25 protein-coding genes are annotated in these 22,974 nt (G+C 56.8%); 20 read left to right on the plus strand and 5 right to left on the minus strand.

Going from position 1 to position 22,974, the window contains the following annotated elements; genetic code table 11:
* The first annotated feature begins 5 nt into the window (after positions 1 to 5).
* The 5 genes from BWI95_RS04945 to tcp all read left to right on the plus strand — a co-directional run bounded on the left by BWI95_RS04945 (position 6) and on the right by tcp (position 5,261).
* The gene (locus BWI95_RS04945; protein WP_076769099.1) at positions 6 to 1,013 is read left to right on the plus strand and encodes a substrate-binding domain-containing protein; all 1,008 of its coding nucleotides are present in this window, start codon (positions 6 to 8) and stop codon (positions 1,011 to 1,013) included.
* Positions 1,014 to 1,153: 140 nt separating this feature from the next.
* Positions 1,154 to 1,465 (plus strand): ArsR/SmtB family transcription factor, encoded by a 312-nt coding sequence (locus tag BWI95_RS04950; RefSeq protein ID WP_042712534.1) that lies wholly within the window; start codon positions 1,154 to 1,156, stop codon positions 1,463 to 1,465.
* 2 nt (positions 1,466 to 1,467) lie between these two features.
* Positions 1,468 to 1,992 (plus strand): rhodanese family protein, encoded by a 525-nt coding sequence (locus BWI95_RS04955; RefSeq protein WP_076769100.1) that lies wholly within the window; start codon positions 1,468 to 1,470, stop codon positions 1,990 to 1,992.
* Positions 1,993 to 2,058: 66 nt separating this feature from the next.
* A complete protein-coding gene (locus BWI95_RS04960; RefSeq protein ID WP_076769101.1) occupies positions 2,059 to 3,483 on the plus strand; it encodes a DNA cytosine methyltransferase in 1,425 nt (474 codons plus the stop codon).
* Between the two features lie 113 nt (positions 3,484 to 3,596).
* A complete protein-coding gene (gene tcp, locus BWI95_RS04965) occupies positions 3,597 to 5,261 on the plus strand; it encodes a methyl-accepting chemotaxis citrate transducer (RefSeq protein ID WP_076769102.1) in 1,665 nt (554 codons plus the stop codon).
* 32 nt (positions 5,262 to 5,293) lie between these two features.
* Here tcp and BWI95_RS04970 read toward each other — a convergent pair whose 3' ends face one another.
* A complete protein-coding gene (locus BWI95_RS04970) occupies positions 5,294 to 6,190 on the minus strand; it encodes a LysR family transcriptional regulator (RefSeq protein ID WP_054803944.1) in 897 nt (298 codons plus the stop codon).
* 100 nt (positions 6,191 to 6,290) lie between these two features.
* On the opposite strand from BWI95_RS04970, the gene BWI95_RS04975 reads away from it, so the two are divergent.
* The gene (locus BWI95_RS04975) at positions 6,291 to 6,893 is read left to right on the plus strand and encodes a short chain dehydrogenase (protein WP_076769103.1); all 603 of its coding nucleotides are present in this window, start codon (positions 6,291 to 6,293) and stop codon (positions 6,891 to 6,893) included.
* On the opposite strand, the gene BWI95_RS04980 is transcribed toward BWI95_RS04975, so the two are convergent.
* Both BWI95_RS04980 and BWI95_RS04985 read right to left on the minus strand, forming a co-directional pair.
* A complete protein-coding gene (locus BWI95_RS04980; protein ID WP_054803943.1) occupies positions 6,890 to 7,768 on the minus strand; it encodes a hypothetical protein in 879 nt (292 codons plus the stop codon). The two genes, BWI95_RS04975 and BWI95_RS04980, sit on opposite strands and share 4 nt — an antisense overlap.
* A 120-nt stretch (positions 7,769 to 7,888) precedes the next feature.
* Positions 7,889 to 8,047, minus strand: coding sequence for a YqaE/Pmp3 family membrane protein (locus BWI95_RS04985; protein ID WP_023480545.1), 159 nt, complete (start codon positions 8,045 to 8,047; stop codon positions 7,889 to 7,891).
* Between the two features lie 179 nt (positions 8,048 to 8,226).
* Here BWI95_RS04985 and BWI95_RS04990 point away from each other — a divergent pair, with 179 nt between their 5' ends.
* Both BWI95_RS04990 and alaE read left to right on the plus strand, forming a co-directional pair.
* A complete protein-coding gene (locus tag BWI95_RS04990) occupies positions 8,227 to 8,406 on the plus strand; it encodes a YodC family protein (protein WP_054803942.1) in 180 nt (59 codons plus the stop codon).
* 420 nt (positions 8,407 to 8,826) lie between these two features.
* A complete protein-coding gene (gene alaE, locus BWI95_RS04995) occupies positions 8,827 to 9,276 on the plus strand; it encodes an L-alanine exporter AlaE (RefSeq protein ID WP_054803941.1) in 450 nt (149 codons plus the stop codon).
* Between the two features lie 13 nt (positions 9,277 to 9,289).
* Here the strand turns inward: alaE and BWI95_RS05000 are convergent, their stop codons facing one another.
* The gene (locus BWI95_RS05000; RefSeq protein ID WP_042712548.1) at positions 9,290 to 9,634 is read right to left on the minus strand and encodes a DUF2002 family protein; all 345 of its coding nucleotides are present in this window, start codon (positions 9,632 to 9,634) and stop codon (positions 9,290 to 9,292) included.
* A gap of 161 nt (positions 9,635 to 9,795) precedes the next feature.
* Between BWI95_RS05000 and BWI95_RS05005 the strand changes: the two genes are divergently transcribed.
* The 5 genes from BWI95_RS05005 to nrdF all read left to right on the plus strand — a co-directional run bounded on the left by BWI95_RS05005 (position 9,796) and on the right by nrdF (position 14,115).
* The gene (locus BWI95_RS05005; protein ID WP_054803940.1) at positions 9,796 to 10,122 is read left to right on the plus strand and encodes an ElaB/YgaM/YqjD family protein; all 327 of its coding nucleotides are present in this window, start codon (positions 9,796 to 9,798) and stop codon (positions 10,120 to 10,122) included.
* A 265-nt stretch (positions 10,123 to 10,387) separates the two neighbouring features.
* Entirely contained in the window at positions 10,388 to 10,618 is a 231-nt protein-coding gene (nrdH, locus tag BWI95_RS05010; protein WP_054803939.1) for a glutaredoxin-like protein NrdH, read from the plus strand.
* Positions 10,615 to 11,025 (plus strand): class Ib ribonucleoside-diphosphate reductase assembly flavoprotein NrdI, encoded by a 411-nt coding sequence (gene nrdI / locus BWI95_RS05015; protein ID WP_054803938.1) that lies wholly within the window; start codon positions 10,615 to 10,617, stop codon positions 11,023 to 11,025. Before nrdH ends, nrdI begins: the two co-directional genes overlap by 4 nt.
* Positions 10,998 to 13,142, plus strand: coding sequence for a class 1b ribonucleoside-diphosphate reductase subunit alpha (gene nrdE / locus BWI95_RS05020; protein WP_076769104.1), 2,145 nt, complete (start codon positions 10,998 to 11,000; stop codon positions 13,140 to 13,142). Before nrdI ends, nrdE begins: the two co-directional genes overlap by 28 nt.
* Before the next feature lie 10 nt (positions 13,143 to 13,152).
* Positions 13,153 to 14,115: a class 1b ribonucleoside-diphosphate reductase subunit beta gene (gene nrdF, locus BWI95_RS05025; protein WP_054803966.1), complete on the plus strand. Its 963-nt coding sequence runs from the start codon at positions 13,153 to 13,155 to the stop codon at positions 14,113 to 14,115.
* A 61-nt stretch (positions 14,116 to 14,176) separates the two neighbouring features.
* Here nrdF and BWI95_RS23235 read toward each other — a convergent pair whose 3' ends face one another.
* A complete protein-coding gene (locus BWI95_RS23235; RefSeq protein ID WP_156884887.1) occupies positions 14,177 to 14,353 on the minus strand; it encodes a hypothetical protein in 177 nt (58 codons plus the stop codon).
* A 125-nt stretch (positions 14,354 to 14,478) separates the two neighbouring features.
* On the opposite strand from BWI95_RS23235, the gene proV reads away from it, so the two are divergent.
* The 7 genes from proV (at position 14,479) to emrB (ending at position 22,951) form a co-directional block, all read left to right on the plus strand.
* Complete coding sequence (gene proV / locus BWI95_RS05030; protein ID WP_076769105.1) at positions 14,479 to 15,681, plus strand: glycine betaine/L-proline ABC transporter ATP-binding protein ProV; 1,203 nt, start codon at positions 14,479 to 14,481, stop codon at positions 15,679 to 15,681.
* The gene (proW, locus tag BWI95_RS05035; RefSeq protein ID WP_054803936.1) at positions 15,674 to 16,738 is read left to right on the plus strand and encodes a glycine betaine/L-proline ABC transporter permease ProW; all 1,065 of its coding nucleotides are present in this window, start codon (positions 15,674 to 15,676) and stop codon (positions 16,736 to 16,738) included. Before proV ends, proW begins: the two co-directional genes overlap by 8 nt.
* A gap of 60 nt (positions 16,739 to 16,798) precedes the next feature.
* Complete coding sequence (proX, locus tag BWI95_RS05040) at positions 16,799 to 17,794, plus strand: glycine betaine/L-proline ABC transporter substrate-binding protein ProX (RefSeq protein ID WP_076769106.1); 996 nt, start codon at positions 16,799 to 16,801, stop codon at positions 17,792 to 17,794.
* Positions 17,795 to 17,947: 153 nt separating this feature from the next.
* Complete coding sequence (locus BWI95_RS05045; RefSeq protein ID WP_054803935.1) at positions 17,948 to 19,132, plus strand: MFS transporter; 1,185 nt, start codon at positions 17,948 to 17,950, stop codon at positions 19,130 to 19,132.
* Between the two features lie 450 nt (positions 19,133 to 19,582).
* Positions 19,583 to 20,113, plus strand: coding sequence for a transcriptional repressor MprA (gene mprA, locus BWI95_RS05050; protein WP_023480518.1), 531 nt, complete (start codon positions 19,583 to 19,585; stop codon positions 20,111 to 20,113).
* Positions 20,114 to 20,230: 117 nt separating this feature from the next.
* Positions 20,231 to 21,403, plus strand: coding sequence for a multidrug efflux MFS transporter periplasmic adaptor subunit EmrA (gene emrA / locus BWI95_RS05055; RefSeq protein WP_054803934.1), 1,173 nt, complete (start codon positions 20,231 to 20,233; stop codon positions 21,401 to 21,403).
* Positions 21,404 to 21,418: 15 nt separating this feature from the next.
* A complete protein-coding gene (gene emrB / locus BWI95_RS05060; RefSeq protein ID WP_023480531.1) occupies positions 21,419 to 22,951 on the plus strand; it encodes a multidrug efflux MFS transporter permease subunit EmrB in 1,533 nt (510 codons plus the stop codon).
* Positions 22,952 to 22,974: the final 23 nt, after the last annotated feature.

Here is a 22,974-nt window from a genome sequence, read left to right on the forward strand (position 1 = left end):
AAACCGTGAGAAAACCTAAACGCGTTACCATCAGTGATATTGCCGCGCTGGCGGGGGTGTCAAAAGCCACCGCCAGCCTGGTGCTTAACGGCCGCGGCAAAGAGCTGCGCGTCGCCCAGGAGACGCGCGATCGCGTGCAGGCGATTGCCCAGCAGCACCACTATCAGCCCAGTATTTACGCGCGCTTGCTGCGCGAAAACCGCAGCCATACGCTGGGACTGGTGGTGCCAGAGATCATCAACTATGGTTTCGCCGTCTTCTCTCACGAACTGGAAAACCTCTGTCGCGAAGCGGGCCTGCAACTGCTTATCTCCTGCACCGATGAAAACGCCAGCCAGGAGACCGTGGTGGTCAATAACCTGGTGTCGCGCCAGGTCGATGGCCTGATTGTCGCCTCCAGCATGTTGAACGACGCCGACTACGTAAAACTGAGCGAGCAGCTGCCGGTGGTGTTGTTTGACCGCCATATCAGTGACACCCAGCTACCGCTGGTGATCACCGATTCACTGACGCCCACCGCTGAGCTGGTCGAGCGCCTGGCGCGCGCCAACCCGGACGAGATCTATTTTCTTGGCGGCCAGCCGCGCTTATCACCGACCAAAGATCGCCTGGCGGGCTTTATGCAGGGGCTTGAGCGCGCCGGTGTCCCCCCACGCCCGGAGTGGATCATTCACGGCAATTATCACCCAAGCAGTGGGTATGAGATGTTCGCCGCCCTCTGCGCGCGCCTTGGCCGCCCGCCGAAAGCGCTGTTTACCGCCGCCTGCGGGCTGCTGGAAGGGGTGCTGCGCTATATGAGCCAGCATCACCTGCTGGAGAGCAATATCCATATCGCCAGCTTTGACGATCACTATCTCTATGATTCGCTCTCGCTGCCCATCGATACCGTCGAGCAGAATATTCCACGCCTGGCGCAGGACTGCTTCGAGATCATCACGCAACTCGTGGACGGTAACGAACCGACCACGCCGCAGCGCATTCTCCCCGCCACGCTGCGCTGGCGTCATCCTTAACTCATCCCCCTGGCGCGATATTACCGCGCCAGCCAGATAAGAATCGGCTTAGCATTTAAGCGCAACGGGAGTACGTTGCGCTTGCTTCTTTCCAATTTGTATTTTAGATTTTCCTAAATTTAGAAAAAGCTAAAATAAAAATGCCACCATCGAATATTACCCAGTTACAGAACCAGGCAGAGCAGGCCGCTGCGCTGCTGAAAGCGATGAGCCACCCGCGCCGGTTGCTGATTTTGTGCATGCTCTGTGACGCGCCCGGCACTCCTGCGGGCGAACTCTCGGCGTTGACCGGCCTTAGCCCGTCGGCCACCTCGCAGCACCTGACGCGTATGAAAGATGAGGGGCTGATTGAGAGTGTGCGCCAGGCGCAGCGCATCACCTACTTCATCAAAGATCCCGCCGTGAACCATATCGTCAACACACTTAAGGGCATCTACTGCCCGGAGGTCTGAATATGTCCTACACATCCATTTCTCCGCACGATGCGCGGATACAACAGCAGCAGGGCGTGCCGTTAATTGATATTCGCCAGCCGGATGAGTTTCGCCGCGAACATCTGCCCGATGCCCTCTCCCTGCCGCTGGAGGATCTGCTGGCTGGTAAACGCCTCAGCGCTGCAGCCCCCGCGCAAACGGTGATTTTCCACTGCCAGTCCGGGATGCGTACCCAGAAAAATGTTGAAGCATTGATTCAGGCTGCCGCGCCTGCGCAGGTGCTGTTGCTTGAAGGTGGGCTGGCGAACTGGAAGCGCGCGGGCTTACCGACGGTGCAGGATAAGGCTCAGCCGCGTCCGCTGATGCAGCAGGTACAGATCGTTGCGGGCAGCCTGGTGCTACTTGGCGTGGTGCTCGGCTACCTGCTCAATCCGGCCTTCTTTCTGCTCTCAGGCTTTGTCGGCGCAGGCCTGCTGTTTGCCGGATTAAGCGGCTGGTGCGGTATGGCCCTGCTGCTGGCGAAGATGCCGTGGAACCGATCCTGATGTGCGGCATTTCTCCTCCGGGTCAAATGAGTGATATATTTCCCGGCCTATACCCAAGGAGACGCCATGGCGGAATTTGATTCACTCGCGCAGGAAGAGCTGGCGCAGGCAGAGGCTTTGCAGCAACAGGCACGGGATCGTGCCCTGCTCAACCAGGTACTCGACATCTATGGTCAAAAGTATGTGGCGGAGCAGTTAAAGAAAGCAGGGAAATCGGAGTGGAGCCGCGAAGCGCTCAACCGCTGGGTTAATGGCAAAGGCGCGGCGAAAACCCTCACCGCCACCGAAGAGAAGCTGCTGCGCGAGCTGCTGCCCTCCCCGCCCGCGCACCATCCCAATTACCGTTTTCGTTTTATCGATCTCTTTGCCGGTATCGGCGGCATCCGCAACGGCTTTGAGGCGATTGGCGGGCAGTGCGTCTTTACCAGCGAGTGGAACAAAAACGCGGTGCGCACCTATAAAGCCAACTGGTATAACGACAGCGCCACGCACACCTTTAATCAGGATATCCGCGAAGTGACGCTGAGCGGCAATCCTGCTATCTCTGAAGCGCAGGCTTATGCCCATATCGCGCAGCATATTCCTGAACACGATGTGTTATTAGCCGGTTTCCCCTGCCAGCCCTTTAGCCTTGCGGGCGTCAGTAAGAAGAATGCCCTCGGGCGGGCGCACGGCTTTGAGTGCGAAGCGCAGGGGACGCTCTTTTTCGACGTCGCGCGGATTATCAAAGCCCGCCGCCCGGCGATTTTCGTGCTGGAGAACGTGAAAAACCTCAAGAGCCACGACAAAGGCAAAACCTTCAGCGTAATCATGAATACGCTTGATGAGCTGGGTTACGACGTCGCCGACGCGGAAGCCTCGGGCAAGAACGATCCGAAGATTATCGACGGCAAACATTTTCTGCCGCAGCACCGCGAGCGCATTGTGCTGGTCGGTTTTCGCCGCGACCTCGATCTCGCCGACGGCTTTACGCTGCGCGATATCGACCGCCTCTATCCGCAGCAGCGCCCGACCTTTGGCGAACTGCTGGAGCCGACCGTCGACAGCAAATATGTGCTCTCGCCCAAGCTGTGGGATTACCTCTATCGCTATGCGAAGAAGCACGCCGCCAAAGGCAACGGTTTCGGTTTCGGGCTGGTCGACCCAACGAATGCGGGCAGCGTGGCACGCACCCTGTCGGCGCGCTATCACAAAGATGGTTCGGAAATTCTTATCGATCGCGGCTGGGATAAAGCGCTGGGCGAAGCGGACTTTACCCATGCTGAAAACCAGGCTCGCCGTCCGCGTCGCCTGACGCCGCGCGAATGCGCCCGCCTGATGGGCTTTGAGAAAGTGGGTGAAAAGCCGTTTCGCATCCCGGTTTCCGACACCCAGGCGTACCGCCAGTTCGGCAATTCGGTGGTGGTGCCGGTCTTTGCCGCGGTGGCAAAACTGCTGGCACCACGCATCGATCTGGCGGTGAAACGGCGCAAAGAGAAGAGCAATCTGTGACGCAGAATACACTTCACTCGGCCTGAGTGAAGTGTTTGATAAGCGATCGTAAAGTTAAGCCTGGCCAGGTCGATAATTCTTGAGCAATCCCGACTCTCTTACGGACTATGGCCATGCTCAAAAACATACGTGTTATCACCGGCATTATTATCGCCCTTTCGGTATTTTGCCTTCTTCAACTGGTCACCGGGGGTCTTTTTTACTCGGCGGTCAATAACGACCGGGTCAATTTCCAGAACACCGGCGTGCTGAATGCGCAGCAAGAAAACCTTGGCGACAGCGTGAATACGCTGATCAAAACCCGCGTTACCGTCACCCGCGTGGCGATCCGCTTCCTGAAAAACCAGCGCGATCCGGCTTCCCTCGCCAGTATCGAAAAGCTGCTCAACACCGCAACCGATTCCCTGCAGAAATCTGAAACCTATTTCAATAACTATAAAAGCACACCGCGCGTCGCCGGGCAGGATAGCGTCCTGGCGGACGACGTCGCGCAAAAGATCACTAAAATGCACGATGTGTTGCAGCAGTCGATCGCCTTCCTGCGCGCCAACAATTATGAAGCCTATGGCAACCTGGATGCGCAGCAGGCGCAGGATGATATGGATGCCAGCTACGCCAAGTGGCGTACCGAAAACAACACCTTCTTGCAGGCAGCCGCGCAGCAGAACCAGCACAGCTTTACCAGCATGCAGTGGACGCTGGGGGTCATTCTGCTGGTGGTGATTGCGGTGATGGTGATGATCTGGCTCGGCCTGCAGCATCTGCTGCTGCGCCCGCTGCACAGCGTGATGAACCATATTCGCGCCATTGCTGGTGGTGATTTGACACAGTCCATTGCGGCGCAAGGGCGTAATGAGATGAGCCAACTGGCGGCCGGTCTGCATGAGATGCAATCTTCGCTGGTGAAAACCGTCAGCGCGGTGCGCAACAGTTCGGATTCGATCTATACCGGTGCCAGCGAAATCTCGACCGGCAATAACGATCTCTCTTCACGCACCGAGCAGCAGGCGGCGTCGCTGGAAGAGACCGCTGCCAGCATGGAGCAGCTGACCGCAACGGTGAAACAGAACACCGATAACGCCCGTCAGGCCTCGCAGTTGGCGAAAACCGCGTCTGACACCGCTGCACGTGGCGGCCAGGTGGTGAGCAATGTGGTGCGTACGATGAGCGAGATCTCTGACAGTTCCCAGCAGATCGCCCATATTACCAGCGTGATTGACGGGATTGCCTTCCAGACCAATATCCTGGCGCTCAACGCTGCCGTGGAAGCGGCGCGCGCGGGTGAACAGGGCCGTGGCTTCGCCGTGGTGGCGGGCGAAGTGCGTACGCTGGCAAGCCGCAGCGCGCAGGCGGCAAAAGAGATCAAAACGCTGATTGAAAACTCCGTAAACCGCGTCAACTCCGGCACCACGCTGGTGGCGGAAGCGGGCGATACCATGAAAGAGATCGTCAATGCCGTTACCCGCGTGACGGATATTATGGGCGAGATTGCTTCAGCATCCGATGAGCAGAGCAAAGGTATTGAGCAGGTGAGCCTGGCCGTGTCGCAGATGGATAGCGTCACGCAGCAGAACGCCTCGCTGGTGCAGGAGTCCGCCGCTGCGTCCGCTGCCCTTGAAGAGCAGGCCGAGCAGCTGCGTCAGGCCGTTGCCGTGTTTCGCGTCAACGGGCACAGCGCGCTGCTGAATGCCAGACCGGGTAAACCGAGCGTCGCGCCGCTGCGCCCGGTGGCTACCGCCAGCACCGGCAGCGTTGACGGCAACTGGGAAACCTTCTGACAGACACCCGCGCGATGAAGCTGTCGCGCGGGTTACGCTGCCACCCACTGCGTGATCTCGTGGTGTAAGTGTTCGATATACCGCGTCAGTTTTGGAAGCGGCCGGCTGTCCTGGCGATAGACCAGGTTCACCGGCCGCGGCCTGGGCGTGAAGGGCTGCATAATGCGCACCAGCGTGCCGTTTGCCAGCTCCTCGCGCACCAGGATTTCAGGCTGCAACAGCAGCCCCGCTCCGGCAATCGCCGCCATTCGCAACCCCTGCCCGTCATTACAGCGCAGCACCGGATCGCGCTGCCAGCTCATCTCTCCCGCTTCGCCCGGCAATTTCCACTCATTACGCCGGTTCCATACTCCGTTCGACAGACAGCGATGATCGCGCAGCGCCTCGGGTGAGGACGGCTCGCCATAACGCGCCAGATAAGCAGGTGCGGCGCAGATCACCATCCGGTAGAGGCAGAGTGGTTTTACCACCACATCCTCACTGTTCACCGCGCCGATGCGGATCGCCAGATCGAACCCCTCCTCCAGCAGATCAACGCTGCGATTACTCAAATCGAGATCGACCCGCACCTGCGGCCACACCGTGAGAAAGGTGGCGGTGATGGGTGCGATAACGCAGCCGCCAAAGGTAGTTGAGGCGCTGACGCGCAGCGTACCGGCAGGTGCCGCGCGCAGCCGCTCGACCGAGGTTTCGGCAATATGCACCTGCTCCAGCACCCGCCGCGCCTCCTCATAGAAGACGCGACCGGCATCCGTCAGGCGCTGACGTCGGGTGTTGCGCGCCAGCAGGCGTGTCGCCAGGCTGTTTTCGAGTTGAGCAATGTATTTCCCGACCATTACCGCCGAGATCTCCAGCCTGGCGGCGGCCTGAGTAAATGACCCCGCCTCTACCACGGCGATAAACACCGCCATACTGCGCAGCTTATCCATAGTGCAAACCATTAGTTAGGAATGAATAAACATTCAGAGCATTTATCTTATCAATGATTAGCGAAAAAATGACCACTCCGCACACTGAAGGAGAGTTGCAATGAAGATTATCGTAATAGGTGCTACCGGCACCCTTGGCCGCGCAGTGGTGGCCGAGCTGGGTCAGGATAACGAGGTGATAAGCGTCGGGTTAACGCATGGCGAGTTACAGGTCGATTTAACGCGTGATGAGAGTGTCGAGGCGCTGTTTGCGCAGACCGGACGCGTTGACGCGATTATCGCCACCACCGGCTCACTCTTTTTCGGCCCGCTAACGGCGATGCGCGCAGAGGATTTTGCTTCCGGCCTTAACGACAAACTGCTGGGGCAGGTACGGCTGTCGCTTATAGGTCAGCACTATCTCAATGATGGCGGCTCGATCACGTTGACCAGCGGCATTATCGGCAGTGAACCCATTGCGCAGGGGGTGAATGCTACCGCGGTCAATGCGGCACTGGAGGGGTTTGTGCGTGCCGCGGCGTGCGAGTTACCGCGCGGCTTACGCATTAACGTGGTTAGCCCGACGGTGCTCAGCGAATCCGTTGAAAAATATGGCGCCTTCTTCCCGGGGTTTGAAAGTGTGCCTGCCGCGCGCGCTGCACTGGCCTATCGACGCAGTGTTTACGGCGTGCAGACAGGGCGCACCTTTACCGTCGGATATTAAGCGTGCTGGCTTTCGTCGCCCGCCGGTTGCTCCGCCGCTTTCAACAGGGTGGTGAACTGCGACCACTGCTGCTGTAACGCGCCGATGTGGTTTTTCTCAAGCGCGGTGACAAATGGCAGCGAACTGCTGTTTTCCACCCGCTGATTCATCTGCGCAAACCAGTTGCTACTGTCGTCAGCGTTGGCGGTGATCGCCAGCATCGCCTTACGGTCCGTCTGTGAGGAGTGTGTCCCGGCATCGAGCTGTTCGATCGCCTGCTGGCTCTGTTTCGCCTGAGCAGTGTCGCCACGGCTTTGCGCCAGCGCCGCCGACTGGGTCAGTGCCGCGCGGTTGGTCTGATCCGCCTGCTCGCCTTTTTTAGCCACAAACCCGGCGACGAAATCGCGTGCCTGCTGCTGGTAATCCGCAGAGACAAACTTATCCACCACATAATTGAGTTTCGCCTGGGTCATCGCCACATCCATCCCGAGGGTGGTCTCATCACCGCTGCCTTGCGGCGAGGTCAACGCCTGGTGCAGCGCCGTGGCCATGTCATCAGCATTGATAGTGGAGTGCTGGAAAAAGTCGATAAAGCTTACCGCGTCGCTGGCCGTTGCCGGGTCGCCATAGAAGGCGCTGGCAAGGCTCGGCCCACGCGCATAAGAGGCCATATCGTTATTACGCAGGACGGCCATCTCGCGGGCGACCTTTTCGCTCTGCTCTTTGGTTGGTTTTGGCTGGCTCTCTGCGCCGCGCGCCAGCGCTTCTGCAGAGATAGAGACAGAAATCGAACTCTCGGTGACAATCTCTTTGCCACCAAACGTTATTGTTTTTGACGCACGCACCTCATACTGCGACTGCGCTGCCGCAGAGGCACTGACTTCCTGAATGCTCATTTCGCTTCCTTAAAGTGATTGCTAACGTGATATTTATCGACGTCATCAACAATCCCTTTAAGGTTTTGGCGAAAAAATGTGCACTTGATCGGCGTGGGGCGGAGAACCGCCCCGGAAGGATCAGTCGCGGGATTGCACCCAGAAGGCGTGGATCAGGCCCGGGATGTAACCCAGCAGCGTGAGCAGAATGTTAAGAAGAAACGCCAGGCCTAAGCCTTTCCCGAGCAGTACGCCCAGCGGCGGAAGAAGAATCGTAATGACAATACGCCAAAAGCCCATATAGCCTCCTGTGCAAAGTAAATTCCAGGTGATTGATAATTTACACAATCTGTTTAAGCGTAGCCGCTACAGGCCACAGTGCCAATCAGCCAACAAGAGGTTTACCCTCTTTTACGCTGTACCACTCTCACTGTTCAGTCTATGTTTACTCTTACAACCTCGTTACAAAGGAGAGACGTATGTTTGCTGTAGGCGATATCGTTCAACCGCGCATTGGCGGCCCGAAACTCAAAGTGCTCGAAGTGCATGATGACCAGATTGTTGCGGTGCCCACTCACGACGAACAGGCGGAAAAGCTGACGCTTAAAGCCGATGACGTCGAGCTGTACAAAGAAGAGGGCGACTTTGGTGTCTGCTGAGTGATTGCGGTGGGCTCGCCCGCCGCGTAACGGCATACATACCCACTTCTGACGCGTAAAACTCCATCCCTTCCAGACCGCATCTTATGCTGCTAAAAACGCCTTAATAGCATAAAACATACTGCCTCAACGCTTTTCACTCTTCGCCAAAGCATAGCGCGCTACGCTGACCGCTACGCCCTGCCGTGAATTCATGTAACCACATGAAAATAAAAGCTTTCCAATACTAACCCAACAATAATAGGGCAATGCCGAAGATTGCAGCGGATGCAGAGCACTTTATCCAGGCGGTGGTCAAAAATAAAAATTAATCGCTAGTTGAGAGTTTCAAATCAGACAGATACGCTATGCGCGTAAATAAGTCCGTTTTAAAACGCTACATCTCTTCATTGCGCCATCATTTTTTCAAGGAGCTTCATCATGTTCTCTTCGCAGTCTCGCCTGCGCCACGCCGCTGCGGACACTTTCGCGATGGTGGTCTACTGTTCAGTAGTGAACATGGTGATTGAAATATTCCTCTCCGGAATGAGCTTTGAGCAGTCCCTTTCCTCTCGTCTGGTGGCGATCCCGGTTAACATCATTATTGCCTGGCCTTACGGCTTCTATCGCGATCTCTTTATGCGCTATGCGCGCCGCATAAGCCCCGCAGGCTGGATGAAAAATCTGGCAGATGTGCTGGCGTATGTCACTTTTCAGTCGCCGGTATATGTAACGATTTTGTGGTCGGTAGGGGCAGACTGGCAGCAGATTATGGCGGCGGTCAGTTCAAATATCGTGATATCGATGTTGATGGGTGCGGTGTACGGCTACTTCCTCGATTACTGCCGCCGTCTCTTCCGGGTGAGTCATTACCACCAGGCGAAAGCCTGATGGCAGCTCTGGGTTAGTGCTGTTCGCCGAACAGGCCGTTCAGGAAGCGCTCGAGCGCCATACGCGAACTGAAACCATGCGGAATGCCGTAATGGTCCTGTTCATGACCGCCCAGGTAGAGCGGGAAATTGTGGTAGTGATCGCACAACTTAATGTCCGATGCGGGATCGGCCAGCGATGAACTGCGCTCTTTCAGGGTGGGATGGATAATCAGCGCCGTGCGGCCCATACGAGCTTCACGGTTAACATATACATAGTTTTCGCCACGGCGATAACCGTACGCTTTGTTGGTCGCCACATCCATCGTAAAGCCGACATTCTCCAGCACGCGCGCCACTTCATCGGGTCGTAAATACATAGATTTTCCTCATCATCTCTCAACTGCTTCGCAACCTTACAGTACTGAGCATGGTCAGTGACTCAGAAAATTCCACAAACTGCGCGTAAATGGGCGTTTGCCGTTTGGCCTGTAAAATTATGGTCTACGCTTAAAAGCACACCAAAAAAAGGGAGGCTACTATGTTAAACAAACCCACACGCCGTGAAGTAGATGAAGGTGTTGATGATATCAATAACGATGTCAACCAGTTAGCTGATAGCCTGGAAGATTTGCTTAAATCCTGGGGCAGCGACGCGAAAGAGGAAGGCGAATCTGCGCGCCGTAAAGCGCAGGCGCTGCTGAAAGAGACTCGCGCCCGCATGCATGGTCGCAACCGTGTGCAACAAGCTGCACGTGACGCCGTCGGCTGTGCCGATAGCTTTGTGAAAGACCGTCCGTGGTGCAGCGTAGGTGCTGCTGCTGCCGTTGGTATTTTTGTCGGCGCGCTGCTCAGCTTCCGTCGTTAATTTATACAAATAATCTGAAACCTCTGCCCATCCTGCCGGATGGCAGGGGTTTTTCTTTGTCCTTTTCCCGCCCCGCTTTACAATACGCGGCGACATTTCGCCCTTACCCATTCAGCCACTCTCCTGGGCACGGCCTGTGTCTTTTTCCCATATATTGTATGGTTGATAAAATTTATAACTACATCTAGTATCTCTTCTTGTACTCAATACACTAACTGACGCGACATATCGCGCCGCTCTACTACTTTTAACGGAAATACGAATCATGCGCATTACTATTTACACTCGAGATGATTGTGTTCAGTGCCACGCCACCAAACGGGCGATGGAGAGCCGCGGTTTTGAGTTTGAGATGGTGAACATTGATCATGTTCCGGATGCCGCAGACCACCTGCGCGCGATGGGTTTTCGCCAGTTGCCGGTGGTGGTTGCAGGCGAGACAAAGTGGTCCGGCTTCCGCCCGGATATGATTAATCGTCTCAGCGCAGCCGCATGAGCACGCTCGTCTACTTTTCCAGCAGCTCGGAAAACACCCATCGCTTTATTGCGCGTCTTGGGCTGCCGGCGGTGCGCATTCCGCTTAACGAGCGTGAGCGCATTCAGGTAGACGAACCCTATATTTTGGTGGTTCCCAGCTATGGCGGCGGCGGTACGGCCGGTGCTGTGCCGCGCCAGGTGATCCGCTTTTTGAACGATCCGCATAATCGGGCGTTGATTCGCGGCGTGATCGCCGCCGGCAATCGCAGCTTTGGCGATGCGTTTTGCCGTGCGGGCGATGTGATCGCGCAAAAATGTGCGGTGCCCTATCTCTATCGGTTTGAATTGATGGGTACTGCGCAGGACATCATCAACGTGCGAACAGGAGTAAGCGAATTTTGGCAACGACAACCGCAGCGCGCGTGATGCAGAGCACGCCCGATTTCCATGCCCTGAATGCCATGCTCAATCTTTACGATCGCGATGGCCGCATTCAGTTTGAAAAAGACCACCAGGCGGTGGAGGCGTTTATGGCGCACCACGTTCGCCCCAACAGCGTTCACTTTGCGAGCCAGGATGAGCGCCTTAACTGGCTGGTGGCGGAAAATTATTACGATGAGAGCGTGCTCGCGCGCTATGAGCGGGCGTTTGTCATCGATCTGCTGGCGAAAGCGAAGGCGCGCGGTTTCCGCTTCCAGACCTTCCTCGGCGCCTGGAAGTTCTACACCAGCTACACGCTGAAAACCTTCGATGGCAAACGCTATCTGGAAGATTTTGAAGATCGCGCCTGCATGGTGGCTTTAACGCTGGCGCAGGGCGATACCGCACTGGCGCAGGAGTTGGTGGAGGAGATCCTCTCTGCCCGCTTCCAGCCTGCGACGCCGACCTTCCTCAACTGCGGCAAGAAACAGCGCGGTGAACTGGTCTCCTGTTTCCTGCTGCGTATTGAAGACAATATGGAGTCGATTGGTCGCGCGGTGAACTCCGCCCTGCAACTCTCCAAGCGCGGCGGCGGCGTGGCCTTTTTGCTCTCGAATCTGCGTGAAGCAGGCGCGCCGATCAAGCGCATTGAAAACCAGTCTTCCGGCGTGATCCCGGTGATGAAGATGCTGGAAGATGCCTTCTCCTATGCCAACCAGTTGGGCGCACGCCAGGGCGCAGGTGCGGTCTATCTGCATGCCCATCACCCCGATATTCTGCGTTTTCTTGATACCAAGCGCGAAAACGCCGATGAGAAGATCCGCATCAAAACCCTGTCGCTGGGCGTGGTGATCCCGGATATCACCTTCCAGCTGGCGAAAGAGAATGCGCAGATGGCGCTCTTCTCCCCCTACGATGTAGAACGTCTGTATGGCAAGCCGTTTGGCGATATGGCGATCAGCGAAAACTACGAGCAGCTGGTTGCCGACGAGCGGGTGAGCAAAAGCTGGATCAACGCGCGCGACTTCTTCCAGACGCTGGCGGAGATCCAGTTTGAGTCCGGCTACCCCTACATCATGTTTGAAGATACGGTTAACCGCGCTAACCCGATTGCCGGGCGCATCAATATGAGCAATCTCTGCTCGGAGATTTTGCAGGTTAACAGCGCCTCAACCTTTGATGACAACCTCGATTACGCCGACACCGGGCACGATATCTCCTGCAATCTTGGCTCGCTGAATATTGCCCACACTATGGATTCGCCCGATTTCGGCCGCACCGTTGAGACGGCGATCCGCGGTTTAACCGCCGTCTCCGATATGAGCCATATCCGCTCGGTGCCGTCGGTGGAAGCGGGCAATGCCGCCTCCCATGCGATTGGGCTTGGGCAGATGAACCTGCACGGCTATCTGGCGCGCGAAGGCATTGCCTACGGCAGCCCGGAAGGGCTCGATTTCACCAATTTCTACTTCTACACCATCACCTGGCATGCGCTGCATACCTCGATGATGATCGCCCGCGAGCGCGGCCAGACCTTTGCCGGTTTTCCCGCCTCTCGCTACGCCAGCGGTGAGTACTTTGACCGCTATCTTGAAGGCGACTGGCAGCCGAAAACCGATAAAGTGCGCGCGCTGTTTGCCCGCGCCAATATCACCATCCCGACGCGCGAGATGTGGCAACAGCTGCGTGAAGAGGTGATGCGTTACGGCATCTATAACCAGAATTTGCAGGCGGTGCCGCCGACCGGGTCGATCTCCTATATCAACCATGCGACATCAAGTATTCACCCGATTGTGTCGAAGATTGAGATCCGCAAAGAGGGCAAAACCGGGCGCGTTTACTACCCTGCCCCGTTTATGACCAATGAGAACCTGGCCCTGTATGAAGATGCCTACGAGATTGGGCCAGAGAAGATCATCGATACCTACGCTGAAGCGACGCGCCATGTCGATCAGGGGCTGTCACTGACGCTCTTTTTCAAAGATACCGCCACTACGCGCGACATCAACCGGGCGCAAATTTACGCGTGGAAAAAGGGCATTAAGACGCTCTACTACATCCGCCTGCGCCAGCTTGCGCTGGAAGGCACCGAAATCCAGGGCTGCGTCTCCTGTGCGCTATGAGGAAAGCATGATGAACCCACTCTCCCGCGTCAGCGCGGTGAACTGGAACAAAATCCAGGATGATAAAGATCTCGAAGTGTGGAACCGGCTCACCAGTAACTTCTGGCTGCCGGAAAAAGTACCGCTGTCGAACGATATTCCGGCCTGGCAGAGCTTAAGCCCGGCCGAGCAGCAGCTGACGATCCGCGTCTTTACCGGGCTGACGCTGCTCGACACCATTCAGAACACCGTCGGCGCACCGGCGCTGATGCCCGATGCCGCCACGCCCCATGAAGAGGCGGTGCTCTCCAACATCAGCTTTATGGAGGCGGTGCACGCCCGCTCCTACAGCTCTATCTTCTCGACGCTCTGCCAGACGCGGGATGTTGATGTTGCTTACGCCTGGAGCGAAGAGAACCACGCCCTGCAGCGCAAAGCGCAGATCGTGCTGGCTCATTACCGCGCTGACGATCCGCTGAAGAAGAAGATCGCCAGCGTCTTTCTGGAGTCGTTTCTCTTCTACTCCGGCTTCTGGCTGCCGATGTACTGGTCAAGCCGCGGCAAGCTGACCAACACCGCCGACCTGATTCGTCTCATCATCCGCGATGAAGCGGTGCACGGTTACTATATCGGTTATAAGTATCAGAAAGGGTTAGAGAAAGTGAGCGAGGCCGAGCGCGAGTCGCTGAAAAACTTCGCCCTCGATCTGCTGATGGAGCTGTACGATAACGAGCTTGCCTACACTGACGATCTCTATGCCGACAGCGGCTGGGCCGAAGAGGTGAAAGCGTTTCTCTGTTACAACGCGAACAAGGCGCTGATGAACCTCGGATATGAGGCGCTCTTCCCGCCGGAGATGGCGGACGTCAACCCGGCGATATTGTCGGCGCTGTCACCCAATGCCGACGAAAACCACGACTTTTTCTCCGGCTCCGGCTCCTCGTATGTGATGGGTAAAGCCGTCGAAACGGAAGACGAAGACTGGAACTTTTAAATATTCTCTCCTCTCGCGCTGCGGGAGGAGAATATCCCCCCGTTTTTTAATTCACTACTATTTATTCCGCCTCATCTAAGCTGATTCTTAGCAAAATAACTATGGCGATCTGCACTGTCATGGTTTGTTCATATTCCGCAAAATCATCTCCATTCAGGCTAATTTTTCTGTCCAATTCGAAAAAATGATTACCCGCGCCAGCCCTTATATCATGGGAAATAATGCCATTTGACTGCATGGGGATTCTGTAAAGCGCGGCACAGAAGGGTTGTCTCAGATGGAGAGTGTGGTAGGGTATGACCAGTCAAATATATTCATTGGGTAGCGTATCGAAATAATAAATAACAGGAACTCTATTATTGCATGGCAATTAAATTAGAAGTTAAGAATCTCTATAAAGTATTTGGCGAGCATCCGCAGAGAGCTTTCAAATATATAGAAAAAGGACTTTCGAAAGAAGAAATACTGGAAAAAACGGGTCTGTCGCTTGGCGTGAAAGACGCCAGTCTGGCCATTGAAGAAGGCGAGATATTCGTCATCATGGGGTTATCCGGCTCGGGTAAATCCACTATGGTACGCCTTCTCAATCGCCTGATTGAACCCACCCGCGGACAGGTGCTGATAGACGGCGTCGATATTGCCAAAATATCCGATGCCGAGCTACGCGAGGTGCGCAGAAAAAAGATTGCAATGGTCTTCCAGTCATTCGCCCTAATGCCCCATATGACGGTGCTGGATAATACCGCATTTGGTATGGAGTTAGCCGGCACGCCCGCGCAGGAGCGCCAGGAAAAAGCGCTCGATGCACTGCGCCAGGTGGGGCTGGAAAATTACGCCCACGGCTATCCGGATGAACTCTCCGGCGGTATGCGCCAGCGCGTCGGATTAGCTCGCGCATTAGCCATCAATCCCGATATCTTATTAATGGATGAGGCGTTCTCCGCGCTCGATCCTTTAATTCGTACCGAGATGCAGGATGAGCTGGTCAAGCTGCAGGCGAAACATCAGCGCACCGTTGTCTTTATTTCCCACGATCTTGATGAAGCGATGCGCATTGGCGACCGGATTGCGATTATGCAAAACGGCGAAGTGGTGCAGGTCGGCACGCCGGATGAGATTTTGAATAATCCGGCCAATGATTATGTGCGCACCTTCTTCCGCGGCGTTGATATTAGCCAGGTGTTCAGCGCGAAGGATATTGCGCGCCGTACGCCCGTGGGTCTGATCCGTAAAACGCCTGGTTTCGGCCCGCGCTCGGCGCTGAAAATGTTGCAGGATGAAGATCGCGAATATGGCTATGTCATTGAGCGCGGCAATAAGTTTGTCGGCATTGTCTCCATCGACTCCCTGAAAGCGGCGCTGGCCGCCGCGCAAGGGATCGATGCGGCGTTGATTGACTCCCCGCTTGCGGTGGAGGCAGATACGCCGCTCAGCGAACTGCTCTCCCATGTCGGACAGGCGCCCTGCGCGGTGCCGGTGGTGGGTGAAGAGCAACAGTACGTGGGCATCATTTCGAAACGAATGCTGCTGCAGGCTTTAGATCGCGAGGGGGCAAACAATGGCTGATCAAAACAATCCGTGGCAGAGCGCACCGGCAACGGACAGCGCCGCACAGTCGGCTGATGCGTGGGGCGGCGGTGCAGCAGCACCTGCCGATAGCGGCAGCGCTGACTGGCTTAACAGCGCCCCGGCGCCTGCGCCGGAACACTTCAACATTATGGATCCGTTCCATAAAACGCTGATCCCGCTCGACAGCTGGGTGACGCAGGCGATCGACTGGGTGGTGCTCCACTTCCGCCCGCTCTTCCAGGGCATTCGCGTGCCGGTGGATTACATTCTCAGCGGCTTTCAGCAACTGCTGCTCGGCATGCCGTCGCCGGTGGCGATTATTCTCTTCTCGCTGATCGCCTGGCAGATGAGCAGCGCCGGGATGGGTGTTGCAACGCTGGTGTCGCTGATTGCTATCGGCGCGATTGGCGCCTGGTCGCAGGCGATGATTACGCTGGCTCTGGTGCTCACCGCGCTGCTGTTCTGCGTGGTAATCGGCTTGCCGATGGGGATCTGGCTGGCGCGCAGCCCACGGGCGGCGAAGATCGTTCGCCCGCTGCTGGATGCGATGCAGACCACCCCGGCGTTTGTCTACCTGGTGCCGATTGTGATGCTGTTCGGCATCGGTAACGTGCCGGGCGTGGTAGTGACGATTATCTTCGCCCTGCCGCCAGTGGTGCGCCTGACTATCCTCGGCATTAACCAGGTGCCGGCCGATCTGATCGAAGCCTCGCGATCCTTTGGTGCCAGCCCGCGCCAGATGCTGTTCAAAGTTCAGCTCCCGCTGGCGATGCCAACCATTATGGCGGGCATCAACCAGACCCTGATGCTGGCGCTGTCGATGGTGGTGATCGCCTCGATGATCGCCGTTGGCGGGCTGGGGCAGATGGTGCTGCGCGGTATTGGTCGCCTTGATATGGGCCTTGCCAGCGTTGGCGGCGTCGGGATTGTGATCCTCGCGATTATCCTCGACCGTCTGACCCAGGCCGTGGGTCGCGACTCGCGCAGCCGCGGTAACCGCCGCTGGTATCAGACTGGCCCACTAGGCCTGCTGACCCGCCCCTTCGCCAAATAATTTTGCTGCCCGGCGCACCGGCCGGGCAACAACATCACACCTGAAAAATAAGGAATAACGATGCGACATAGCGTACTTTTTGCCACAGCGTTTACCACCCTTCTCTCCACCAGCGCTTTTGCCGCCGATCTGCCGGGCAAAGGCATTACCGTTAAGCCGTTTCAGAGCACCATCGCCGAAGAGGCGTTCCAGACGCTGCTGGTTAGCCGCGGCCTTGAAAAGCTCGGCTATACGGTCGAAAAACCGGATGAAGTGGATTACAACGTCGGTTACACCTCGATGGCGGCAGGCGATGTCACCTTTACCGCCGTCAACTGGCAGCCGCTGCATGACGATATGTATGCCGCCGCCGGGGGCGATAAGAAGTTCTACCGTGAAGGCACCTATGTGACCGGCGCGGCGCAGGGCTACCTGATCGACAAGAAAACCGCCGATAAGTACCACATCACCAATATCGAGCAGCTAAAAGATCCGAAAATCGCCAAACTGTTCGACGGCAACCGCGACGGTAAAGCCGATATGATGGGCTGCTCGCCGGGCTGGGGCTGTGAAACGGTGATTAACCACCAGCACAAAGCCTATGGCCTGGAGAACACTGTCACGGTTAACCACGGTAACTACTCGGCGATGATGGCGGACACTATCACCCGCTTTAAAGAGGGGAAACCGATCCTCTACTACACCTGGACGCCGTACTGGGTGAGCGATGTGCTGAAACCGGGCAAAGATGTGGTCTGGCTGCAGGTGCCGTTCTCCTCCCTGCCGGGTGAGCAGAAGAATATCGATACTAAACTGCCGAACGGCATGAACTACGGCTTCCCGGTGAACACCATGCACATTGTTGCCAATAAAGCCTGGGCGGAGAAAAACCCGGCGGCGGCGAAGCTGTTTGCCGTCATGAAACTGCCGCTGGCGGATATCAACGCCCAGAATGCGATGATGCACGCCGGTAAAGCCTCCGAAGCGGATGTGCAGGGCCACGTTGATGGCTGGATCAAAGCCCATCAGCAGCAGTTTGATGGCTGGGTGAAAGAGGCGCTCGCCGCGCAGAAGTAATGCACTGACTCTTTGACCTTCTCACGCGCCAGCGGGTTATCGCCCGGTGGCGCGTTCGTTTATCCAGCCCGGGTGCACAGATAACAACACACGCCGCCGGGCAATTGTCTATGATGGATTTCTGACAAAGAACCTCATTGATAGTTGATACCTATGACAAAAACTCACCACGGACTTAGCCCGGCGCTGATTGCGCTGATGTCGATGGCAACCGGACTCGCCGTTGCCAGCAATTACTACCCGCAGCCGCTGCTGGACACCATCGCTAACGCCTTTTCGATCACCGCAAGCCAGGCCGGATTTATCGTCACCGCCGCTCAGCTTGGCTACGCTGCCGGGCTACTGCTGTTAGTGCCGCTTGGCGATATGTTTGAGCGGCGCGCATTAATTGTGGTGATGACGTTACTCTCAGCGGGCGGAATGTTGATTACCGCCAGCAGCCCATCGCTCGGCTTGATGATTCTGGGTACCGCACTTACTGGCCTCTTCTCGGTGGTGGCGCAGCTTCTGGTGCCGCTGGCCGCTACGCTTGCGACACCCGAGAGCCGTGGGCGAGTGGTCGGCACGATTATGAGCGGCCTGCTGCTGGGGATCCTGCTTGCGCGCACCGTCGCCGGGCTGCTGGCAAGCCTCGGCGGCTGGCGCACCGTTTACTGGGTTGCCAGCGTCTTAATGGTGCTGATGGCGCTGGCGCTCTGGCGCGGCCTGCCGAAACTCAAGTCGGAAACGCACCTTAACTACCCGCAGCTGCTCGGCTCCGTCTTCACCCTTTTCGCCAGCAATAAACTGCTGCGCACCCGCGCGCTGCTTGGCTGCCTGAGCTTTGCTAACTTCAGCGTCTTGTGGACGTCGATGGCCTTTCTGCTCGCCGCGCCGCCGTTTCACTTCTCTGATGCGATGATTGGCCTGTTTGGCCTGGTGGGTGCCGCCGGTGCATTAGGTGCGCGTCAGGCGGGCGGGCTGGCGGATCGCGGCAAAGGCCATCTCACCACCACAGGTGGTCTGGTGCTGCTTCTGCTCTCCTGGGTGGCAACCTGGTTTGGTCACAGTTCCGTCTTCGCGCTGATTATCGGCATTATCGTGCTCGATCTCACGGTACAGGCGGTGCATATCACCAACCAGACGATTATCTATCGCGTGAACCCGGAAGCGCGTAACCGGCTCACAGCTGGCTATATGACCAGCTACTTTATCGGCGGTGCCGCAGGGTCGCTAATTTCGGCCACGGCGTGGCAGCATGCGGGTTGGGCTGGCGTCTGCGCTGCGGGCGCTATCCTCGCCTTGCTTAATGTGCTGGTGTGGTGGCGAGGATATCGCCATACGGAGGCGCAGAGCTAAGCAACCGCTCACGTTTAGGCAATTCGGTGCCAAACCGGGGTGTTAACACGTCCGTCACTCTGCTAAGGTTATAGGACTTGTTTATCCCGGTTATATTAACGTGGGTGATATATAACAAACTTTATGGATATGGATCGTTCATTGAATTACACCGCCGGGCCTGAAAAGGTGGCATCGCACACGGAAGGCATCACAAACCGCCTGTCCCCATTTGTTAGCCACCCCGCCGTGGCATTTTCCTTCGTTTTATACGCCCGCTTCGCCGGTCGCCACCTCTGGCATCGTCACCGCCCTGTCTTCTTCACGCTAGTGAGCGCACTGCTGTCCGGTGTCGCCTGGAAATTTCTGCCACATGCATAGATAGAGCAAATTTATTAGCACAAATAATACATTTACTTTATTTGTCACCGTCGTTACTATATCGACTGCAATTAATGAGGTTATACCCAAATGGATAGTTCGTTTACGCCCATTGAACAAATGCTTAAGTTTCGCGCCAGCCGCTATGAAGATTTCCCGTTTCAGGAGATTTTATTGACCCGCCTCTGTATGCACATGCAGGGCAAGCTGCTGGAAAACCGCAATAAGATGCTGAAAGCGCAGGGCATTAACGAGACATTGTTTATGGCGCTGATTACCCTGGAGTCGCAGGAAAATCACAGCATTCAGCCGTCGGAACTGAGCAGCGCGCTGGGCTCGTCACGCACCAACGCCACCCGCATCGCCGATGAGCTGGAGAAGCGCGGCTGGATCGAGCGTCGCGAAAGCGACAACGATCGCCGCTGTCTGCATCTGCAACTGACCGACAAAGGACACGAATTCCTGCGTCAGGTTCTGCCACCGCAGCACAACTGCCTGCATCAACTCTGGTCAACCCTGACCAACGCTGAGAAAGATCAGCTCGAGCAGATCACCCGTAAGCTTCTGTCGCGTCTCGACCAGATGGATGAAGAGGACGTGGTCCTCGAGGCGCTGCGCTAACGCGATAAGCAGCTTTAGTTTCCAGGATGAGCAATGTGAAGGGCCAGCTAAGCTGGCCTTTCTGACGAAAGGTCGGTACACGCCGACATAACTAAAAATAAGATCGTGGAGAGAATCATGAGCGCAAATGCGGAGAGCCAGACCCCGCAGCAACCGGTCAAAAAGCGCGGCAAACGTAAGGGATTGCTGCTGTTACTGACCTTGCTCTTTGTTGTTATTGCCGTGGCATACGGAATTTATTGGTTTTTAGTCCTGCGTCATTTTGAAGAGACGGACGACGCCTATGTGGCAGGGAACCAGGTACAGATCATGTCGCAGGTCTCCGGCAGCGTGACGAAAGTCTGGGCCGACAACACCGATTTTGTGCAGAAAGGCGATGTGCTGGTCACCCTTGATGAGACCGATGCGCGCCAGGCGTTTGAAAAAGCGCAGACCCAGCTGGCAACCAGCGTGCGCCAGACCCGCCAGTCCATCATCAACAGCAAACAACTGCAGGCCAGCGTTGAGCTGAAAAAGACCGCCCTTGCCCAGGCGCAGAGCGATCTTAATCGCCGCGTGCCGCTCGGCAGCGCGAATCTGATTGGTCGCGAAGAGTTGCAGCACGCCCGTGATGCGGTTGCCAGCGCGCAGGCCGCACTGGATGTTGCCGTTCAGCAATATAACGCCAACCAGGCGATCGTGCTGGATACGCCGCTCGAAGAGCAGCCCGCGGTGAAGCAGGCAGCAACAGAAGTCCGTAATAGCTGGCTGGCTTTGCAGCGCACCAAAATTGTCAGCCCGCTTACCGGCTATGTCTCCCGCCGCGCGGTGCAGCCTGGCGCGCAGATCGCCACCACTACTCCGTTGATGGCTGTGGTTCCGGCAACCAACCTCTGGGTGGATGCCAACTTTAAAGAGACGCAGCTTGCGCATATGCGCATTGGCCAGACCGCGACCATCATCAGCGATTTTTATGGCGATGAGGTTGAGTACAAAGGCAAAGTGGTCGGTCTCGATATGGGTACCGGCAGCGCCTTCTCACTGCTGCCCGCGCAGAACGCAACCGGGAACTGGATCAAAGTGGTTCAGCGACTGCCGGTGCGTGTTGAGCTTGATGCCCAACAGCTGGCGGATCACCCGCTGCGTATTGGCCTGTCAACAACGGTGAAAGTCGATACCTCCGCGCGCGATGGCGCCGTACTGGCGAAGCAGGCACGCACCACGCCAGCGTATGAGAGTAACGCGCGGGAGATCAATCTTGAGCCGGTCAACACGCTTATCAATAACATCGTGAAAGCCAACGCCGGGTAATCTTATATGAGTGCCATGCAACAGAAACCGCTGGAAGGCGCGCAGCTGGTCATTATGACCATTGCACTTTCACTCGCGACCTTCATGCAGGTGCTGGATTCCACCATCGCCAACGTGGCTATCCCGACGATCGCCGGTAACCTTGGCTCCTCGCTGAGCCAGGGAACCTGGGTGATCACCTCCTTCGGGGTGGCGAACGCCATCTCAATTCCGATTACCGGCTGGCTGGCAAAACGCTTCGGCGAAGTGCGGCTCTTTCTCTGGTCGACGGTGGCGTTTGCCATCGCCTCCTGGGCGTGCGGCGTCTCCAACAGCCTTGGGATGCTGATCTTCTTCCGCGTTATCCAGGGGATTGTTGCCGGGCCGCTGATCCCGCTTTCGCAGAGCCTGTTGCTGAGTAACTACCCGCCGGCGAAGCGCTCTATCGCGCTGGCGCTCTGGTCAATGACGGTGATTGTCGCGCCGATTTGCGGGCCGATCCTCGGCGGCTATATCAGCGATAACTACCACTGGGGCTGGATCTTCTTTATCAACGTGCCAATTGGCGCGCTGGTGGTGCTGTTGACGCTGCAAAGCCTGCGCGGACGTGAGACGCGTACCGAGCAGCGGCGTATTGATGGCGTAGGCCTCGCATTGCTGGTGGTGGGTATCGGTAGCCTGCAGGTGATGCTCGACCAGGGGAAAGAGCTGGACTGGTTCAACTCGACAGAGATTATTGTGCTGACGATTGTCGCGGTGATCTCCCTGAGTTTCCTCGTGGTGTGGGAGCTTACCGACGATAACCCGATTGTCGATCTCTCGCTGTTTAAGTCGCGGAACTTCACCATCGGCTGCTTGTGTATCAGCCTTGCCTATATGCTCTACTTTGGCGCAATTGTCTTGCTGCCGCAGCTATTGCAGGAGGTGTATGGCTATACCGCAACCTGGGCCGGGCTGGCGTCTGCGCCGGTCGGCGTGATCCCGGTACTGCTGTCGCCGATTATTGGCCGCTTTGCGCACAAGCTGGATATGCGCCGGCTGGTGACCTTCAGCTTTATTATGTATGCGGTGTGCTTCTACTGGCGCGCCTATACATTTGAGCCGGGAATGGATTTTGGCGCGTCAGCGTGGCCGCAGTTTATTCAGGGCTTCGCCGTGGCCTGCTTCTTTATGCCACTGACGACGATTACCCTCTCCGGCTTGCCGCCGGAGCGGCTGGCGGCGGCCTCCAGTTTGTCGAACTTTACGCGAACGCTGGCAGGCTCGATCGGCACGTCCATCACCACTACGCTGTGGACTAACCGGGAATCGATGCACCACGCGCAGCTGACGGAGTCCGTTAACCCCTACAACCCGAACGCGCAGGAGATGTATAACCAGCTGCAGGGAATGGGGATGTCGCAGCAGCAGTCATCAGGCTGGATAGCCCAGCAGATCACCAACCAGGGGCTGATCATTTCGGCAAACGAAATTTTCTGGGTCTCGGCGGGGGTCTTCCTGATACTGCTTGGCCTGGTGTGGTTTGCCAAACCCCCGTTTGGTGCAGGCAGCAGCGGCGGCGCGCATTAACGCCAAATAAAAACGCCTCCGCA

Source organism: Kosakonia cowanii JCM 10956 = DSM 18146 (genome assembly GCF_001975225.1).
Lineage (GTDB): Bacteria > Pseudomonadota > Gammaproteobacteria > Enterobacterales > Enterobacteriaceae > Kosakonia > Kosakonia cowanii.

What these genes read in the sequence shown, in the direction of transcription:
- proW (WP_054803936.1), top strand. Translation starts at nt 15,674, where the DNA reads ATGGCTGATCAAAACAATCCGTGGCAGAGCGCACCGGCAACGGACAGC.
- BWI95_RS05005 (WP_054803940.1), top strand. Translation starts at nt 9,796, where the DNA reads ATGTTAAACAAACCCACACGCCGTGAAGTAGATGAAGGTGTTGATGAT.
- BWI95_RS04970 (WP_054803944.1), bottom strand. Translation starts at nt 6,190, where the DNA reads ATGGATAAGCTGCGCAGTATGGCGGTGTTTATCGCCGTGGTAGAGGCG.
- nrdI (WP_054803938.1), top strand. Translation starts at nt 10,615, where the DNA reads ATGAGCACGCTCGTCTACTTTTCCAGCAGCTCGGAAAACACCCATCGC.
- BWI95_RS04955 (WP_076769100.1), top strand. Translation starts at nt 1,468, where the DNA reads ATGTCCTACACATCCATTTCTCCGCACGATGCGCGGATACAACAGCAG.
- BWI95_RS04950 (WP_042712534.1), top strand. Translation starts at nt 1,154, where the DNA reads ATGCCACCATCGAATATTACCCAGTTACAGAACCAGGCAGAGCAGGCC.
- mprA (WP_023480518.1), top strand. Translation starts at nt 19,583, where the DNA reads ATGGATAGTTCGTTTACGCCCATTGAACAAATGCTTAAGTTTCGCGCC.
- BWI95_RS04985 (WP_023480545.1), bottom strand. Translation starts at nt 8,047, where the DNA reads ATGGGCTTTTGGCGTATTGTCATTACGATTCTTCTTCCGCCGCTGGGC.
- emrB (WP_023480531.1), top strand. Translation starts at nt 21,419, where the DNA reads ATGCAACAGAAACCGCTGGAAGGCGCGCAGCTGGTCATTATGACCATT.
- alaE (WP_054803941.1), top strand. Translation starts at nt 8,827, where the DNA reads ATGTTCTCTTCGCAGTCTCGCCTGCGCCACGCCGCTGCGGACACTTTC.
- BWI95_RS04990 (WP_054803942.1), top strand. Translation starts at nt 8,227, where the DNA reads ATGTTTGCTGTAGGCGATATCGTTCAACCGCGCATTGGCGGCCCGAAA.
- emrA (WP_054803934.1), top strand. Translation starts at nt 20,231, where the DNA reads ATGAGCGCAAATGCGGAGAGCCAGACCCCGCAGCAACCGGTCAAAAAG.
- BWI95_RS04960 (WP_076769101.1), top strand. Translation starts at nt 2,059, where the DNA reads ATGGCGGAATTTGATTCACTCGCGCAGGAAGAGCTGGCGCAGGCAGAG.
- BWI95_RS04980 (WP_054803943.1), bottom strand. Translation starts at nt 7,768, where the DNA reads ATGAGCATTCAGGAAGTCAGTGCCTCTGCGGCAGCGCAGTCGCAGTAT.
- nrdF (WP_054803966.1), top strand. Translation starts at nt 13,153, where the DNA reads ATGAACCCACTCTCCCGCGTCAGCGCGGTGAACTGGAACAAAATCCAG.
- BWI95_RS23235 (WP_156884887.1), bottom strand. Translation starts at nt 14,353, where the DNA reads ATGCAGTCAAATGGCATTATTTCCCATGATATAAGGGCTGGCGCGGGT.
- tcp (WP_076769102.1), top strand. Translation starts at nt 3,597, where the DNA reads ATGCTCAAAAACATACGTGTTATCACCGGCATTATTATCGCCCTTTCG.
- BWI95_RS05045 (WP_054803935.1), top strand. Translation starts at nt 17,948, where the DNA reads ATGACAAAAACTCACCACGGACTTAGCCCGGCGCTGATTGCGCTGATG.
- nrdH (WP_054803939.1), top strand. Translation starts at nt 10,388, where the DNA reads ATGCGCATTACTATTTACACTCGAGATGATTGTGTTCAGTGCCACGCC.
- BWI95_RS05000 (WP_042712548.1), bottom strand. Translation starts at nt 9,634, where the DNA reads ATGTATTTACGACCCGATGAAGTGGCGCGCGTGCTGGAGAATGTCGGC.
- BWI95_RS04975 (WP_076769103.1), top strand. Translation starts at nt 6,291, where the DNA reads ATGAAGATTATCGTAATAGGTGCTACCGGCACCCTTGGCCGCGCAGTG.
- proX (WP_076769106.1), top strand. Translation starts at nt 16,799, where the DNA reads ATGCGACATAGCGTACTTTTTGCCACAGCGTTTACCACCCTTCTCTCC.
- proV (WP_076769105.1), top strand. Translation starts at nt 14,479, where the DNA reads ATGGCAATTAAATTAGAAGTTAAGAATCTCTATAAAGTATTTGGCGAG.